The 14,586-nt window shown below is 51.7% G+C and carries 12 protein-coding genes and 3 pseudogenes; 14 read left to right on the top strand and 1 reads right to left on the bottom strand.

The features are described 5' to 3' along the window. The first annotated feature begins 313 nt into the window (after positions 1-313). From P3R82_RS10245 to P3R82_RS10195, 11 genes are all read left to right on the top strand, one after another. Positions 314-1,543, top strand: a complete 1,230-nt coding sequence (locus tag P3R82_RS10245) for a glycosyltransferase family 4 protein (protein WP_283193770.1) — start codon at positions 314-316, stop codon at positions 1,541-1,543. Further along, positions 1,540-2,421: an SDR family oxidoreductase gene (locus P3R82_RS10240; protein WP_283193769.1), complete on the top strand. Its 882-nt coding sequence runs from the start codon at positions 1,540-1,542 to the stop codon at positions 2,419-2,421. Before P3R82_RS10245 ends, P3R82_RS10240 begins: the two co-directional genes overlap by 4 nt. After that, on the top strand, positions 2,422-3,429 hold the full coding sequence (locus tag P3R82_RS10235) for a polysaccharide biosynthesis protein (RefSeq protein ID WP_283193768.1): 1,008 nt from the start codon (positions 2,422-2,424) through the stop codon (positions 3,427-3,429). 41 nt (positions 3,430-3,470) lie between these two features. After that, positions 3,471-4,607, top strand: a complete 1,137-nt coding sequence (wecB, locus tag P3R82_RS10230) for a UDP-N-acetylglucosamine 2-epimerase (non-hydrolyzing) (RefSeq protein WP_283193767.1) — start codon at positions 3,471-3,473, stop codon at positions 4,605-4,607. An 89-nt stretch (positions 4,608-4,696) separates the two neighbouring features. Then, positions 4,697-6,031, top strand: a complete 1,335-nt coding sequence (locus P3R82_RS10225; RefSeq protein ID WP_283193766.1) for a glycosyltransferase — start codon at positions 4,697-4,699, stop codon at positions 6,029-6,031. Between the two features lie 415 nt (positions 6,032-6,446). After that, positions 6,447-7,085, top strand: a complete 639-nt coding sequence (locus P3R82_RS10220) for an ABC transporter permease (protein ID WP_283193765.1) — start codon at positions 6,447-6,449, stop codon at positions 7,083-7,085. 246 nt (positions 7,086-7,331) lie between these two features. Next, positions 7,332-8,612 (top strand): ABC transporter ATP-binding protein, encoded by a 1,281-nt coding sequence (locus P3R82_RS10215; RefSeq protein WP_283193764.1) that lies wholly within the window; start codon positions 7,332-7,334, stop codon positions 8,610-8,612. Positions 8,613-8,803: 191 nt separating this feature from the next. Next, complete coding sequence (locus P3R82_RS10210) at positions 8,804-9,562, top strand: class I SAM-dependent methyltransferase (protein ID WP_283193763.1); 759 nt, start codon at positions 8,804-8,806, stop codon at positions 9,560-9,562. A 12-nt stretch (positions 9,563-9,574) separates the two neighbouring features. Continuing rightward, the gene (locus P3R82_RS10205) at positions 9,575-10,477 is read left to right on the top strand and encodes a hypothetical protein (protein ID WP_283193762.1); all 903 of its coding nucleotides are present in this window, start codon (positions 9,575-9,577) and stop codon (positions 10,475-10,477) included. Further along, positions 10,462-10,890 carry a hypothetical protein gene (locus tag P3R82_RS10200; protein ID WP_283193761.1) on the top strand — a complete coding sequence of 143 codons (429 nt, stop codon included), beginning with the start codon at positions 10,462-10,464 and terminating at the stop codon, positions 10,888-10,890. Before P3R82_RS10205 ends, P3R82_RS10200 begins: the two co-directional genes overlap by 16 nt. A 233-nt stretch (positions 10,891-11,123) precedes the next feature. After that, a complete protein-coding gene (locus P3R82_RS10195) occupies positions 11,124-11,357 on the top strand; it encodes a DUF6429 family protein (protein ID WP_219274755.1) in 234 nt (77 codons plus the stop codon). Here the strand turns inward: P3R82_RS10195 and P3R82_RS10190 are convergent. Then, positions 11,338-12,000, bottom strand: a pseudogene (locus P3R82_RS10190) (IS66 family transposase); the annotation flags it as partial. The gene P3R82_RS10195 and the pseudogene P3R82_RS10190 sit on opposite strands and share 20 nt — an antisense overlap. Here P3R82_RS10190 and P3R82_RS10185 point away from each other — a divergent pair. The 3 genes and pseudogenes from P3R82_RS10185 to P3R82_RS10175 form a co-directional block, all read left to right on the top strand. After that, positions 11,998-12,420, top strand: a pseudogene (locus P3R82_RS10185) (UPF0149 family protein); the annotation flags it as partial. The pseudogenes P3R82_RS10190 and P3R82_RS10185 overlap by 3 nt on opposite strands. 533 nt (positions 12,421-12,953) lie before the next feature. After that, complete coding sequence (locus P3R82_RS10180; RefSeq protein WP_283193760.1) at positions 12,954-13,841, top strand: LysR family transcriptional regulator; 888 nt, start codon at positions 12,954-12,956, stop codon at positions 13,839-13,841. A 219-nt stretch (positions 13,842-14,060) separates the two neighbouring features. Then, positions 14,061-14,312 (top strand): annotated as a pseudogene (locus P3R82_RS10175) (ArdC-like ssDNA-binding domain-containing protein); the annotation flags it as partial. Positions 14,313-14,586: the final 274 nt, after the last annotated feature.

Genomic DNA, 14,586 nt, shown 5'->3' with positions numbered 1-14,586 from the left:
CGACAGGAGAAGCAATGAAAAGCGTCGCCAGTGGTGCGACTCCTGGCTAGAGGCGGACGTAAACCCGCAAAAGATCAACGAGAGCAAGTTGTAAACGTGCGCCAGACGATATAAGCGAGAGAAGCTAGAGCGCATCCTAGCGCAACTAAAAATGCAAGGGTCATCGTTTGCAACGCTAAGACGTAGATATGGGTCACCCAAGACCGTTTATTCGACAATTACTCCGTGACCGCAATTGAGCACGCTTTACGAATCGAGGAGAGCTCATCGCCATTCTCCCACTTGGCGGAATGAAAAATGTATCGATAGCACCATGCGTATTCTGATTGTCTCACAGTATTTCTGGCCCGAATCCTTTATCATAAACGATCTGGCTCGGTCACTCGCTGACAACGGTCACAAGATCACCGTTGCGACTGGAAAACCAAATTATCCGACGGGAAAATTAGCTAGCGGCTATCGGCGCGGAGGTATGCTTGTGGAGCGCTTCGCCGAGAAGGTGGAGGTCATCAGAATTCCGTTACGCCCACGCGGTTCCGCCAGTGCAGCCGGATTGATATTAAACTACTTGTCGTTCCTGGTTTCCGGGCTTCGACACCTTCCGCGCGTTTTGCGTGACAGCGAATTTGACGTGGTGTTTTTTTTCGGCGTCTCTCCGATGACCTCGGCCATACCCGCCGCATTGATAGCGAGGCAAAAGAAGGCCCATCTCGCACTTTGGATCCAAGACTTGTGGCCCGAAAGCCTTTCAGCAACAGGTTTTTTAAATAATCGCTGCATGCTTTGGCTCGTTGGGCTTCTGATGCGAGGCATCTACAGTCGTGCTGACACTATTTTCCTCCAATCACCGGCGTTCGAGGATTCTGTCTCGTCGTACGCAGATCGGGAAAAGCTCGTATACCTTCCTAACCCTGCGCCCGAGGATAGCGATGCCCGATCTGAGGTTTCTCCGGAGCTAGCGGCTGAGTTTGAAAATTGCTTTTCTATTCTTTTTGCCGGAAACTTGGGGCGAGCCCAGTCGGTAGAAACGATTGTCGGCGCTGCAAGGCTGCTCAAGTGCCAGCCTCAAATTCGCTTTATTATTGTTGGATCTGGCAGCGAGAGCGATAACCTTTGCAGCTTGCTCAAGCGCAATCAACTAACAAACGTTGTACTAGCGGGCCGACTGGACCGTGAATACATGCCGCAATTGTTTAAACGCGCGAGTGTGCTATTGGTCACGCTAAAGGATGATCCCGGTCTGAACTCGGTCATTCCAAGCAAGGTTCAAGCCTATATGCAAGCTGGAAAACCAATTATAGGAGCTCTCGCTGGAGAGGGAGCGCGCCTGATAAAGTCAGCTGAATGCGGACTAGTTGTCGAACCTGGGGATAGTGAAGCTTTGGCGGAATCTATCTTGACCTTAGCGTCTATGCCAGACAATAGACTAAACGAAATGGGCTCAGCTGGCCGCCGACATTTCGAGGAAAATTTTGAGCTTGGAAACACGGCGAGAAAGCTGATTGCGACTTTGAAAAGCAGGATGGAAACGAGGCTAAGGTGACCAAACAAAGAACGCTCGTGTTAGGGGCGAGTGGCATGTTGGGCAGCGCTGTATTTCGTGCCTTTCATGACGCTGCGGAACTAGACGTCGTAGCAACGGTACGAAGCAGCGCCGCTTTGCAGCAATTCACGTCAGATCAACAATCCAAAATCGTAAAGGACATCGATGTTCTGGATAGCGACTCGTTGGTAAGCCTCCTGCGCGAAACGCGGCCAGATGCAATTATAAATTGTGTCGGCCTCATCAAACAGCTTTCAGCGTCGCGAGATCCGCTCGTTGCTTTACCTTTAAATGCGTTGTTCCCACACAAACTAGCTCGGCTTGCCGCCCTTTCCGGTGCGCGACTTATTCACATCAGTACAGACTGCGTTTTCTCTGGAACGGCTGGGCGCTACACCGAGGAAAGCGCATGCGATGCGAGAGACCTATACGGTATCTCTAAGCATCTTGGAGAGGTCACTGATTACGACAATGCAGTAACGTTGCGCACCTCCATCATCGGCAGAGAACTGGCAAGTTCCCATTCTTTGGTAGATTGGTTTCTGTCGCAGCATGAGCAGGTCAAGGGATACAGAAGGGCTATCTTCTCAGGCTTGCCAACCTGTGAACTTGCCGCAATCATAAAAGATTTCGTCCTGCCGAATGCCACGCTGCGGGGCCTTTACCATGTTTCGGCTGAAGCCATTTCGAAATTTGACCTCCTGACGTTGATAGCCAAAGAATACAAAAGGGACACTGAAATCGCTGTTGATGACGAGGTTGCAATTGACCGGTCACTGGATGCTACGCGATTCAAGAGGGACACGGGTTACGTCGCTGCCGATTGGCCAGAGTTGATCAAGCGAATGCGCGACAACGATTTGCGAGAAGATAGCTAAATGTTTGAAAACAAGACTCTCTTGATCACCGGAGGTACTGGATCTTTTGGAAACGCTGTACTTCGCCGGTTCCTTGACACGCCAGTCAAGGAAATTCGTATATTCAGTCGCGACGAAAAAAAACAAGAAGACATGCGGATCGCGCTTAAGAATGACAAGCTTAAGTTCTTTATCGGTGACGTGCGAAACTATGATAGTATAAGAGATGCCATGGTTGGTGTCGATTATGTCTTCCATGCGGCCGCGCTAAAGCAGGTTCCATCCTGCGAATTTTACCCGATGGAAGCGTTGCGGACCAATGTTCTAGGCACTGAAAACGTAATGACCGCTGCGGCGGAAAAGTCGGTGCAACGGGTCGTTTTCCTTAGTACAGACAAGGCTGTTTACCCAATCAACGCAATGGGGATTTCGAAAGCCATGGCCGAAAAAGTGGTTGTGGCGAAATCTCGTATGACGAATGGTGGCCCCGTCCTGTGCGCGACACGATACGGCAATGTGATGGCTTCGCGTGGTTCGGTAATTCCGCTATTCGTCAGCCAGATTAAGGCGGGATTGCCTCTCACCGTCACCGATCCCCACATGACGCGGTTCCTGATGTCGCTTGAGGATTCCGTGGATCTAGTCATTCACGCCTACGAACATGGCGCACAAGGCGATATCTTTGTCCAAAAGGCGCCAGCTTCTACGTTGGAAGTCTTGGCAATCGCTTTGAAAGAGATTTTCAATGCAAGTAATCCCATCAAAATCATTGGCACGCGGCATGGGGAAAAGCTGTATGAAACGCTTGTGGCCCGTGAAGAAATGGCAAAGGTCGAGGACCTAGGGCGTTACTATCGCGTTCCCGCCGACAATAGAGACCTCAACTACAACAAGTATTTCGTAGAAGGTGAGCAAAAGATTTCTGAGATTGATGACTACACGTCGCACAATACACATCGCCTCGGCGTACAGGCGGTTGTAGATCTCCTTATGTCACTCGATTTCATTCGCGACGAACTCGCCTCGTGAAATGATAATCTCTCCCTCAAAGCCTGGTATTGGATAGTGATATGTTGAAGGTCATGACCTTAGTTGGCACTCGGCCCGAGCTCATCAAGATGAGCCGCGTGATTGCTGAATTCGACCAGCATGTAAATCATATCCTCGTCCATTCGGGCCAGAATTACGATTTCGAACTCAACGAAGTTTTCTTTGAAGATCTTGGGATCCGCAGACCGGATTACTTTCTCGGAGTGGCCGGTGATACAGCAGCGAAAACAATATCGGACGTGATTTCGAAGTCTGACGAGGTTTTCGATCGAGAAAAGCCCGACGCACTCCTGCTCTACGGTGATACGAACACCTGCCTAGCCGTCATAGCTGCAAAGCGCCGCAAGATTCCTGTCTTTCACATGGAGGCTGGAAATCGCTGTTTTGATCAGAGAGTACCGGAAGAGCTGAATCGAAAGGTGCTTGATCATCTTAGCGATATCAATCTCGTACTGACGGAGCACGCTAGACGCTATTTGATTGCAGAGGGCCTGAGACCCGAAACAATTATTAAGAGTGGCTCACACATGCAGGAAGTCCTGGACTTCTACATGCCTAAGATCCTATCGTCAGATATCCTTCAACGAATGGGTGTCGAGAAAGGGAAGTACCTTGTTGTGAGCATTCACCGCGAGGAGAATGTGGACACTGTAGAGAATCTTCGTGACCTACTACAGACGCTGAAAGATCTCGCTGAACGTTATGGCTATCCGGTGTTGATTTCCACCCATCCACGGACCCGTAAACGCTTGGACGCGTTGGGAGATCCAATCGATCATCCGCTTTTGCGGTTTATGAAGCCTTTCGGGTTCACAGACTATATCAGTCTGCAGATGTCTGCGTTTTGCGTGCTGTCCGACAGCGGAACTATAACCGAAGAGACCTCCCTCCTAAATCTGCGCGCAATCACGCTGCGTAACACGCATGAGAGGCCGGAGGGCATGGATGTTGGTACGCTGATCATGAGCGGCCTACGGAGCAACCGCGTGTTGGAAGCTGTGTCGATTGTAACATCACAAAGCGCCCAAGGTGGGAACGCATTCCAAACTGTTTCGGATTATGAGGCTGGCCCGGTGTCGAAGCAGATCTTACGTGTTGTTATTAGTTATGTGGACTACGTCAATCGGACGGTTTGGAATAAACGCCCTGCTGATTAGATCCAATCGCTGCGAGCCATCAGAGATATATCTGTGCCTGTTGTAGCGCTGGGCGATGGCCCACTGAAAATGTTGAAACTAGGACAACCATGAGTGAACCCAAGTTCCACCCGCTTGTTTCAGTCGTCATTCCCGTTTTCAACGGCGGGAACTACATGCGTGAAGCGATTGATAGTGCGCTTGCCCAAACTTACGACAATGTCGAAGTTATAGTTGTCAACGATGGCTCGAGCGACAATGGGAAAACAGACGCAATAGCGCGTAGCTACGGCGAGCGTATCCGTTATTTCGTAAAGGATAACGGCGGATGCGCGTCGGCTCTCAATTTCGGCATTGCCGAGATGCGAGGTTCGTATTTTTCGTGGCTGAGCCATGACGATCGTTATCACCCGAACAAGGTGGCGCATCAGATCGAGATTCTCCGATCTCTTGACGATAAGCAGACAATTGTATTTGGCGGTTATGATCTTATAGATCAGAGGTCGGAAGCGCGCGGAAGTGTCCGTCCAGAAACCGTCCTGCCGATTGAAAGTCTGGATATCCCTCTCTTACCCCTTCTACGTGGGCTGGTGCACGGCTGTACGCTTCTGATTTCCAGAGAGCATTTTGATAGGGTAGGTGTTTTTGACGTCAATCGTCCTTCGACGCAGGATTACGCGCTCTGGTTCGACATGTTTCGAAGTGCGCGGTTGCACTTTGACCCCACAATCCTGATTCAGTCCCGTGTACATCCCGATCAAGGAACGCATCGGATTGAGAAGCACATCGACGAATGTAACGACTTGTGGTCGGGATTTCTACAGCGACTCACTGAAGATGAGATGGTTGCCATGTCCGGCTCGCCATGCGCATTTTTTACCGATACAGCAAGGTTTTTGAGAGACACGCCGTACAAAGAAGCCGCTGAACTGGCTCAGCGCATGGCGAAAGATGCGCGCGGAGACCTCAAAGTTTCTGTGGTCATACCTTTCTACAACCGCATCGACTGGACGATAGAAGCAATCCAAAGTGTCCAGGCGCAGACCCATCAGAACTTTGAGATTTTGCTTATCGATGATGGATCAACTGAAGACCTTACGCTTCTCAATGCGGCGGTAGGGGCTGACCATCGGATACAATATTTTCGCCAAGCCAACTCGGGCCCTGCTAAAGCTCGCAATCTCGGAATAGAGCTTGCCACCGGTTCCTATATAGCATTTTTGGATGCGGACGATCTGTTTTTGCCCACGAAGCTCGAACGGCAGCTGACATTCATGTTGGATAACGCTGCGCATTTTTCGCACACATCGTATCGTAGGATGGATGGAAGCGGAATCCAACTCAGGTGTATTCGTCTGGGTCGTTCGCTGGCAAAGTGTTCCCGGAAATCATTTCAACATGCCCGATTGCCATGCCAACCGTCATGGCTCGAGCTAAAGTCTTAAAAGATGCGAGGTTTCCAGAGCACTTGGAAATCGGAGAGGACGTTTGCCTCTGGATCTCGCTAGCTAGCAAATATGAAATTGGCGGCCTCGACGAAGTATTATCTTTGGTTCGCGTTGGTCCCAACACTGCGGCTCTCAATTCAAGAAAGCAAGCAATAGGATGCGTCAATATCGCCCATTTCGTAATCCACGACCCGTACTTCTGTCAGTTCTCACGACAGATCAAGATTTTGCTTCAAAATGCAAGCAACGTGTTAGACGATGGCTCTCCAGAGCCGCGCTCCGTTATCGCGATGATTTCTTTAGAGTCGCTTAGCCGAAAAAGGAAACTGCTCCGGAAAGCCCTCATCTCATTGAAAAGCGATGGCCCGACGATGACCCTTCAACGCATTCGTCGCCATGTCGGTTGGTAAAGATGACTGCTAGATTTGCCCCGATGGCGCTGAAAAATATCTACCTATATCGTAACTTGCTTTATCAGTTGGTACGACGGGATATTTCGTCTCGATATCAGGGTACGCTGATTGGATCAGCTTGGTCCCTCGTTTTGCCGTTGCTTACGCTTGGCGTATACTCGCTCGTTTTCGGTCTTATATTGAAGCCAAGATGGCCAGATGTTTCCGATCCAGCGAAGTTCACGCTTTTACTGTTCACCGGCCTACTAATTTTCAATTTCTTCTCGGAGTGTGCAAGCCGTTCGGCCTCATTGATAGTTTCTAACGCCAACTACGTGAAGAAGGTGGTTTTCCCGGTTGACTTGCTCATTTGGGTACCAATCGGTACCGCGCTGTTTCATATGATACTCGGAATGATAGCATGGGCAGCATTGGTCATAGTTTTAGGGGGTGAATTATATTGGACGTATTTCCTGTTCCCCATCGTATTGGTTCCACTTGTCACGATGGTTTCAGGGATTGGCTACTTTCTTTCCGCGATCGGCGTTTACGTCCGCGATGTAGGTCAAGTCATTAATGTCTCGGTCCAGCTGCTGATGTATCTAGGTCCGGTCATATACCTCCGCGTGAAGTTCTACCACAGAAGTTTCAGTGGCTAATGGCTTTAAATCCTATCACAATTCCTGTGGAGCAATTTCGCAGATTGCTTAACACGGGATCGGCCCCAGATGGTGCAGCGTTGCTGTCTTATACGTTGGTAGCATGTGCTGTGGCATGGTGTGGTAAGTCATTTTTCGATAAGACTAGGCAGGGATTTGCAGATGTTATCTAACTCTGAAAAGCCTCTGATATCCGTTAATGCTCTAAGTAAGAGCTATGAAGTGTATGATAGATCTGTAGATCGAATGAAGCAGATCTTTCTGGGCAGGGATGACCGTAGATATTTTCGCGAGTTTCATGCCTTGTCAGATGTGTCCTTTGAAGTCCATAGAGGGGCGTCGTTCGCAGTGATCGGCAAAAATGGAGCTGGAAAAAGCACATTACTGCAATTGATTACCGGAACCCTTCAGCCTACTTCCGGGACAATCGAAGTGAATGGCAAGGTTGCAGCGGTACTGGAACTGGGCGCGGGCTTCAATACGGAGTTTTCCGGGCGCGAAAATATTGAGCTGTATTGCAATTTACTCTTGATGCCCCCGGAGCTTATCAAGACACGATTTGACGCCATCGTAGACTTCTCCGAGCTACACGCTTTTATTGACCAGCCGCTGAAAACATACTCAAGCGGCATGATCGCTCGGCTTGCTTTTTCTGTTATCGCCCATGTAGACGCGGACATCCTTATAATTGATGAGGCGCTATCTGTTGGAGATGCTGCATTTTCCCAAAAATGCATGCGCTTCCTCCGGGAGTTCAAAAAGAGAGGCAGTATATTCTTTGTTAGTCATGATCTCAGCGCCGTTAAGAGCTTTTGTGACAGCGCTGTCTGGCTCGAACATGGAAGAGTTCGCGCACTTGGCGATTCATCACGTGTTTGTGACGCGTATTTAGCAGAAGTATACCCCAGTGAGCCTCTGCAGGACAATGTCGGTCGAACGGTTAAATCTCATCGGTCGTCTCCTAAGGCAAAGTCCAGATTTGCTCAGCCGTCAACACCTGTAGCAACTGCGATAGACCGCGGTGCATTGGAGATTGCCGGATTCAATTTCAATTCGAGTTCATCGCACTTTGGCAACGGTGACGCAGAGATATCCTCTGTTCACTTGATTGATCTCGAAGGGCGCGCTCTAGACTTCTGCGAAGGTCAGTCGATAGTTCAGGTCGTGATTGAGACCACAGCAAAGGCACCGATCCGGTCTCCGATCGTCGGTTTCTTCGTGAAAGACCGTCTGGGACAGCCTCTTTTTGGCGGAAACACCTATCGAACGTACGAGGGCTGCGCGCCAGCGATAGAAGCTGGAGAAATGTTCGAAACCATCTTCCAGTTTCAACTGCCGACATTAATGGTCGGAGATTATGCGATCACGGCTGCTGTTGCTGATGGCACCCTCGAAGCACATGTCCAACTTCATTGGATGCATGATGCAGCCTTGTTCAAGGTGACCGACAGTTCACTCGATGGGGTCTTAGTCGGAATCCCAATGCAGAGAATTGAGTTTCATATCCCCACAGACCCAAATCGTTAAAAGTATGAAGATGGCCGTTTGAAATCGGCTATGGTTCCGTCTGATCAATGCAATCCGCCCAACTAGCTAACAGCTCAATCAAAGCCAATGTAAGCTCACAGGGAGTTTCGTCATTTTGTTCGAGCGGTTTAAATGAAAGGTATCGAGTGACCCAATCATCTGTATTTTACTATCCTGACGCGAAGACAACAATGCGGAAGGCGCAGGCTGAAGTTGTCGAGACAGATGTGGTTCTTGACATTGGATGCGGTATCAAGCCGATGAATTATTATCGACCGCGTCTGCACATCATGGTCGAACCTTGGTCGGAATACTCAGACATTCTGGCGCAACGGAATTTGGGCGATAAATCGGTAATGATTTTGAAGCTGGGAGCGTTGGAAGCGCTCAGGGCGTTGGAGGCCAATTCTGTTGATAGCGTATTCTTGCTGGACGTGATCGAGCATCTTGAAAAAGACGTTGGATTTGCAGTGTTGGCGGAAATTGATCGTGTCTGTCGACGTCAAGCCGTGATCTTTACGCCTCTTGGTTTTATGCCTCAGCACATGGAAGAGGGTGAGAAAGACGGCTGGGGTCTTTCGGGCGCCGAAATGCAAGAGCATAAGTCGGGTTGGTTACCAGCGGACTTTGGAGAAGGCTGGGAGTTCCATGTATGTGAGACATTTCATGCAGAGAGCTATAATGGTGAGGCTCTCGAGAAAGTATTCGGTGCATTTTTCGCCATCCGAAATTACTCCAAGACAGACAAAGGAGTTGTCCGTGAGATTTCAGACATTCGACGCCCACTCCCGTCTGAGATAAAGTTATCGGAAACAGAAGCGGAGTTAGCAGCCAAGACATCGCAACTGCAAGGGATTCAAGAGATGCTAGCCAATGAGCGAGAGGCTTACCGCAAACTTCGATCGAATTTCGTTGTGCGGGTTCTTTCTAGACTAAAGATCATAGCGTAAAATTCTCATCCGATGTTATCAGATACCATGCTCACACCCGTGGAGAAGGTCAAAGCAGCTTTGGCTTTGGTTTCCGATTACACGGCCCGAAGGCTAGTTCGCAAAGGATACCTCGAGGAAGCGTGCCAACGTTATTCGCTGGCTGCGAAGCTCAAACCAACAGCTTTCCGCTTTCTTGCATCAGCAGAAATATACTTCCAGCTAGGTGAACTTGCGAAGGCAAGGCATTCTGCGGGGTGCGCGATACGGATAGGTGGTGGCAGGGATCTTTTTGCAGCATGGTTCCTCGTCGGCCTCATCAAAGCAAAATCGAACGATCTAAATGGGGCAATTCATGCTCTTGAGAATGCAAGACGCATTTTCCCGGACGACCCGCAAGCCATATATGCGCTCGGAAGTCTTTTGGCATGTAACGGTGAACTCTTGGCGGCTGATAGATTATTTTCCCTTGACGTAGCGGTGGCGACGGGCGCTGGAGCGCCAACGTTTACTCGTGCGTTGCGCTTCAATCACAAGCCATCTAGCTCGTACAACAAGAGAAATAGGTCAACCCAATGCTTACATGAGCCTGCAAGCCTGGATAATAGCTGGAAAGCGACTTACTTTGTCACCGCCGATAGCGTTTATTTCTGTCGATATGGCAAGGCACTTGCGAAGTCAATCAGCCTCTTTGGCAAAGAGCAGATACTCCTACATTTTCATATCGTAAATCCGGATCCTGATGCAAGGCAGACGCTTGAGGCGATTGTCAAAAACCATCCAAACGTGCTCGCAACCTCGGAGACTGTAGACCTTTCCGATCTAACGGATGCTCAAAAAAAGTTTATTACTCGTGCGCCCGTTACTTGGATCTGCGTAACGAACTTTCTCGTGGCTCCGCGCCCGTTATCGTGGCTGATATGGATCAGATTTTGATGGCTGATCCTCAACCTCTGCTCGACCTAGCGAACGCGGCTGATGTGGCATTGCTCCGCTTCAACAATCAGTCACACAATCTCTTTTCACTTTTATCGGCCACATTGATGGTAATCACGCCAAGTGAAGCTTCGTCACGCTTTGCGGGAGCATTGACTACACGCCTTGAAGACGCGATTTGCGATCTTCAGAATCTCACTTGGCACCTCGACCAGGGTGCTTTGGTGACGACCTATTTGTCTACGCCAGACACTCGCTACAGTTTTATCCCACCTACTATGATACATCTCGATGACGGGGAACCTTTGCTCGATCGCCCCGCCGATGTAGGAGTGTTTTGGTCAATTACAAACTCGATCGTCGCCAACAAAAAGAAGCTCGATAGCGACCTATTTTTGCGACTTACAGAATAACGGAAGTTCATGATCTATCGCCAGCTTACGGCGGCGGTGTCCTGGCACGCTGCGGTTTGCGCCAGACCACCGTGCTTCCCGACATTGACCTGCCACTGAGAATTTGACCTGCCACTGAGAATTTCCTCCAGAATGGATTAGAGCTCGGCCCATTGAGGACGGACTTATGAAGAAGCGTATCCATCCGAGCATGGCCGCAGGATTTTGAGCGCCGCGCGTGGTAACGTCGGTTCATGGAGATCGATGAGGACAAGATCGACGATGCCGTTTTGGCGCTGCTATGGCTGACGCTGCATAACGAGCGTTGGGCCTGGAAGGGATTCGACTGGGCAACGACGGATCGGCTTCACAAGAAGGGCATGATCGGCGACCCGGTCAACAAGTCGAAGTCATTGATCCTGACCGATGAAGGCTTGGAGCGCTCGGAAGCATTGTTCCGGGAGCTGTTTACGCGGCCGCCACGATAGCCGTCCCTTTGTGGGCCTTCCATTGCCAAGGCAGCAGTTCGTGCAGGCGAGAGACGGGAAGATCGGCGATTCGGGCGAACACATCGGCGAGCCACGCCTTTGGGTCGACGTCGTTGAGGCGGCAGGTCGTGATGACGGAGAGCATGATGGCGGCTCGATCAGCCCCACGCTGGGAACCGGCGAAGGTCCAGTTTCGACGCCCGAGTGCAATTCCTCTCAGAGCGCGCTCGGCCGCATTGTTCGTGAGACAAATCCGGCCATCTTCGAGGAAACGGGCAAAGCCATCCCAGCGCTTCAGCATGTAATCGATCGGCTCGATCACCTCGGACGATTTGCTGAGCGAGGCGCGCTCCTGTTTCAGCCACTCGTGCATGTCATCGAACAGCGGCTTGCTCTTTTCCTGCCGCGCGGACAGTCGTTCTACAGCGCTCAATCCATTGATCTCGCGCTCTATCTCAAACAGCGCGTCGTACCGTTGGACGGCCTCCAATGCGATCGGCGAGATCGGCTTGCCCTTGCGTTTGCGGTCGCGGGCATTTTTCTGGATGTCGGCCAGCTCAAAGAATTTGCGCCGCGCGTGCGCATGGCAAAAGGCGAAGGTGATCGGTACCACCTTCTTTTCGGCGACACTGAGCGGCTCAAAGAAAAGGCGTTCGTCGGAAACAAGACCTACGCCGTGATCGAAACGATCGTCGATCACTACAACCTCATCGCTCACCAACTGACGGCGCCCGGCCGATATGCTCCGATGTTCATGCGAACGGATGACGAGGAAGTCCTGCCCGGCGATTGGGCCGATGGGTTCTATGGCGCCATCAAACTCAACCTGGCAGCCTGGGCGCCCCTCATGGCCGAGAAACACACCGGCGAACCCATCATGGCCATACTGATGCAAGCCACCGAGCCAGATCTGCTCGACATGGTATCAGCAGTGTACCCGAGGCCGCCAGAGGCCCTCCTTAAAAACGCTTGGCGGGCCATCCCAACTGCTGTCGAAACAATCTACGCGCACTGCAAGCCAATGCGCTTCAATCCCGGCGCTCCAGCAAACGATATCTCGTAAGACAGATCCCCCACAGGCGTCTCGTCAAGCGTCAGGCTAAATCCGTGTGGGGCACTCGCAAAAGATACTTCTGTTCAATCCAGCCACCCATTAGCGATCTGTGGATGAAAGTCGTAGGCGGACTCCTGTATAGTCACCGTTAGTAATCTCGATTCCGTGAGCGGCATAGGCCAAGGTGATTTTCTCCTTTGTAGATTCCGTGGCGCTGCCGGTTGTTTCGAAACGGTGAACAGTCGAAAACGCGATGCCAGCATTCTTTGCGAGCTCACGCACGGACCATTTCAGCATTGCTCGCGCTGCTCGATTTGCCTCTGGAGTTAATTTCGCCATCAAACACCATAAAAATGAATACGCTTGTAGCGAAATCGCTTGACCTTTTGTCGCGCAAATCGTACGACTACACTCGTAAGCAAAATGCGCTGATTCTTCTAGCGCTGGATGCCTGCTCCTGTGTTTCGAGATTTGATGTTGGCGAGCAAAGGCTCGACTGATCGTTTCACCGTGCCGAATTTCTATTTCACTGGTGCCGCACCATGGAACTCCGCCAACTATCCCTTTTCCGAGCGGTCGCCGAGGAACTCCACTTCGGTCGTGCCGCGATCAAGATGAATATCGCCCAGCCAGCGCTCAGCAATCATGTCATGGCGCTGGAGAGGGAGCTCGGGTGCCCCTTGTTCATCCGCTCCACACGTCGGGTCGAACTAACGAGGGCAGGGGAGACCTTCTACGATCGTGCCGTTCGCATCCTCAGCGAGATGGAGCTGACGACCGAGCTGACGCGGGCCGCCGGCGGCAGCCGCATCCGCCAAATCAAGATCGGTACCGTCTATCCAGCCACCATGGGCATGCTGCCTCTGTTTCTTGGCAAGATCGCCCGCAAGTTTCCCGACGTCCGCATTCACATTGCTTCAGGCAACACAGGGGACATTATACGCGGACTGGAGACCGGACAATTGAACCTCGGCTTTATCAGGCCGGTCGAGAACATCGGATCGCTGCGCTTCTTCTCGGTTGCCCATGAACGCTATCTCCTGGCGGTCGCCGAGAGCAATCCTCTCGCTTCCCTCAACGAAATCTCCATCGAGGACCTACGCGATCAGAAGATCATCGCCTTCAACCGGCAGAACCTCTCCTACACCGAACGGTATTTCAATGGGAAGTTCGAGGAATACGATCTGACCAAGAACGTCGCCTATAGCTGCGACGACACCTATTCGCTGGTCTCTCTCGTCTCCGCCGGTCTGGGCATCGGCTTCGCACCGGAATGGACGACCGATATCCCCAACCGCAGCTTCGTGCTCAAGAAGGTGAGGGGGATCGACTTCAAGATCGGGCTTGGCATTGCCTGGTCGAAGGAGGATCCGACGGCATCGCGTGATGATATCGTCGAGATCGCGAAGTCGATGGTGCGGCGAGGATAATCAGTCGCGGCGGGCGTTGCTCCCGCCCGTCACCGCCATTTCGAGGCCAGCATCACCACGTCCTGCCCCGGCTTTTGTCCTGCCAGGCTCGCGCCGGCCGCAACGGCCTTGCCGTCCTGCTCTTCGTTCCGGCCCTACGGGTGCCAGCCGACGCTTCTAGCCTGGCTTTCGGACCGCCGTGGCAGGTCGCGATGGTCGCGACCCCGAACGGAGGCCGACATGACAAGAGAGCACAGCAACCACAGATCCGATATTTATAGCCGCATCACCGACAAGATCATCGCCGAACTCGACCGCGGCGTGCGTCCCTGGATCCAGCCATGGCACAGCGCCTCGCCATCAGCGACCGTCACCCGTCCACTTCGCCACAATGGCGAGCCTTATTCCGGCATCAACGTCCTTCTCCTCTGGTCCGAGGCAATCGCCCGAGGCTTCTCCTCCTCGACCTGGATGACCTATCGTCAGGCAGTGCGACGTGAAAGTCGCATGAAAGGAGTGACCCCATGGGTCCATGAGTAGTGTTCAACTCTGTCGCCACATTCCCCATGCGACGTCGGTAACGGCGTGGTGTGAAGCGGGAATGAAAGCCCAAGATGGAAATGCAGCCAACGCATTTTGTCGGGCGAGGCGAAGGTCGGAAGGGCGAACGCGAGTGAATTCTCATCGAAACGCGCCGTGAGGTAGTAAGGCCGTAACCGTTGGTTGACACGGCCGAGCTGGGCAAATGCGAACTGGGGTGAGCTTG

Origin of the sequence: Rhizobium sp. AN80A (genome assembly GCF_030053015.1) — a bacterium.
In the GTDB taxonomy this organism is placed as follows: domain Bacteria; phylum Pseudomonadota; class Alphaproteobacteria; order Rhizobiales; family Rhizobiaceae; genus Rhizobium; species Rhizobium metallidurans.
This window is presented reverse-complemented; position numbering and strand designations above follow the sequence as displayed.

Coding starts and splice junctions, on each gene's coding strand:
- P3R82_RS10245 (WP_283193770.1), top strand. CDS start 314: ATGCGTATTCTGATTGTCTCACAGTATTTCTGGCCCGAATCCTTTATC.
- P3R82_RS10235 (WP_283193768.1), top strand. CDS start 2,422: ATGTTTGAAAACAAGACTCTCTTGATCACCGGAGGTACTGGATCTTTT.
- wecB (WP_283193767.1), top strand. CDS start 3,471: ATGTTGAAGGTCATGACCTTAGTTGGCACTCGGCCCGAGCTCATCAAG.
- P3R82_RS10225 (WP_283193766.1), top strand. CDS start 4,697: ATGAGTGAACCCAAGTTCCACCCGCTTGTTTCAGTCGTCATTCCCGTT.
- P3R82_RS10220 (WP_283193765.1), top strand. CDS start 6,447: ATGACTGCTAGATTTGCCCCGATGGCGCTGAAAAATATCTACCTATAT.
- P3R82_RS10215 (WP_283193764.1), top strand. CDS start 7,332: ATGAAGCAGATCTTTCTGGGCAGGGATGACCGTAGATATTTTCGCGAG.
- P3R82_RS10210 (WP_283193763.1), top strand. CDS start 8,804: ATGCGGAAGGCGCAGGCTGAAGTTGTCGAGACAGATGTGGTTCTTGAC.
- P3R82_RS10205 (WP_283193762.1), top strand. CDS start 9,575: ATGTTATCAGATACCATGCTCACACCCGTGGAGAAGGTCAAAGCAGCT.
- P3R82_RS10200 (WP_283193761.1), top strand. CDS start 10,462: ATGGATCAGATTTTGATGGCTGATCCTCAACCTCTGCTCGACCTAGCG.
- P3R82_RS10195 (WP_219274755.1), top strand. CDS start 11,124: ATGGAGATCGATGAGGACAAGATCGACGATGCCGTTTTGGCGCTGCTA.
- P3R82_RS10180 (WP_283193760.1), top strand. CDS start 12,954: ATGGAACTCCGCCAACTATCCCTTTTCCGAGCGGTCGCCGAGGAACTC.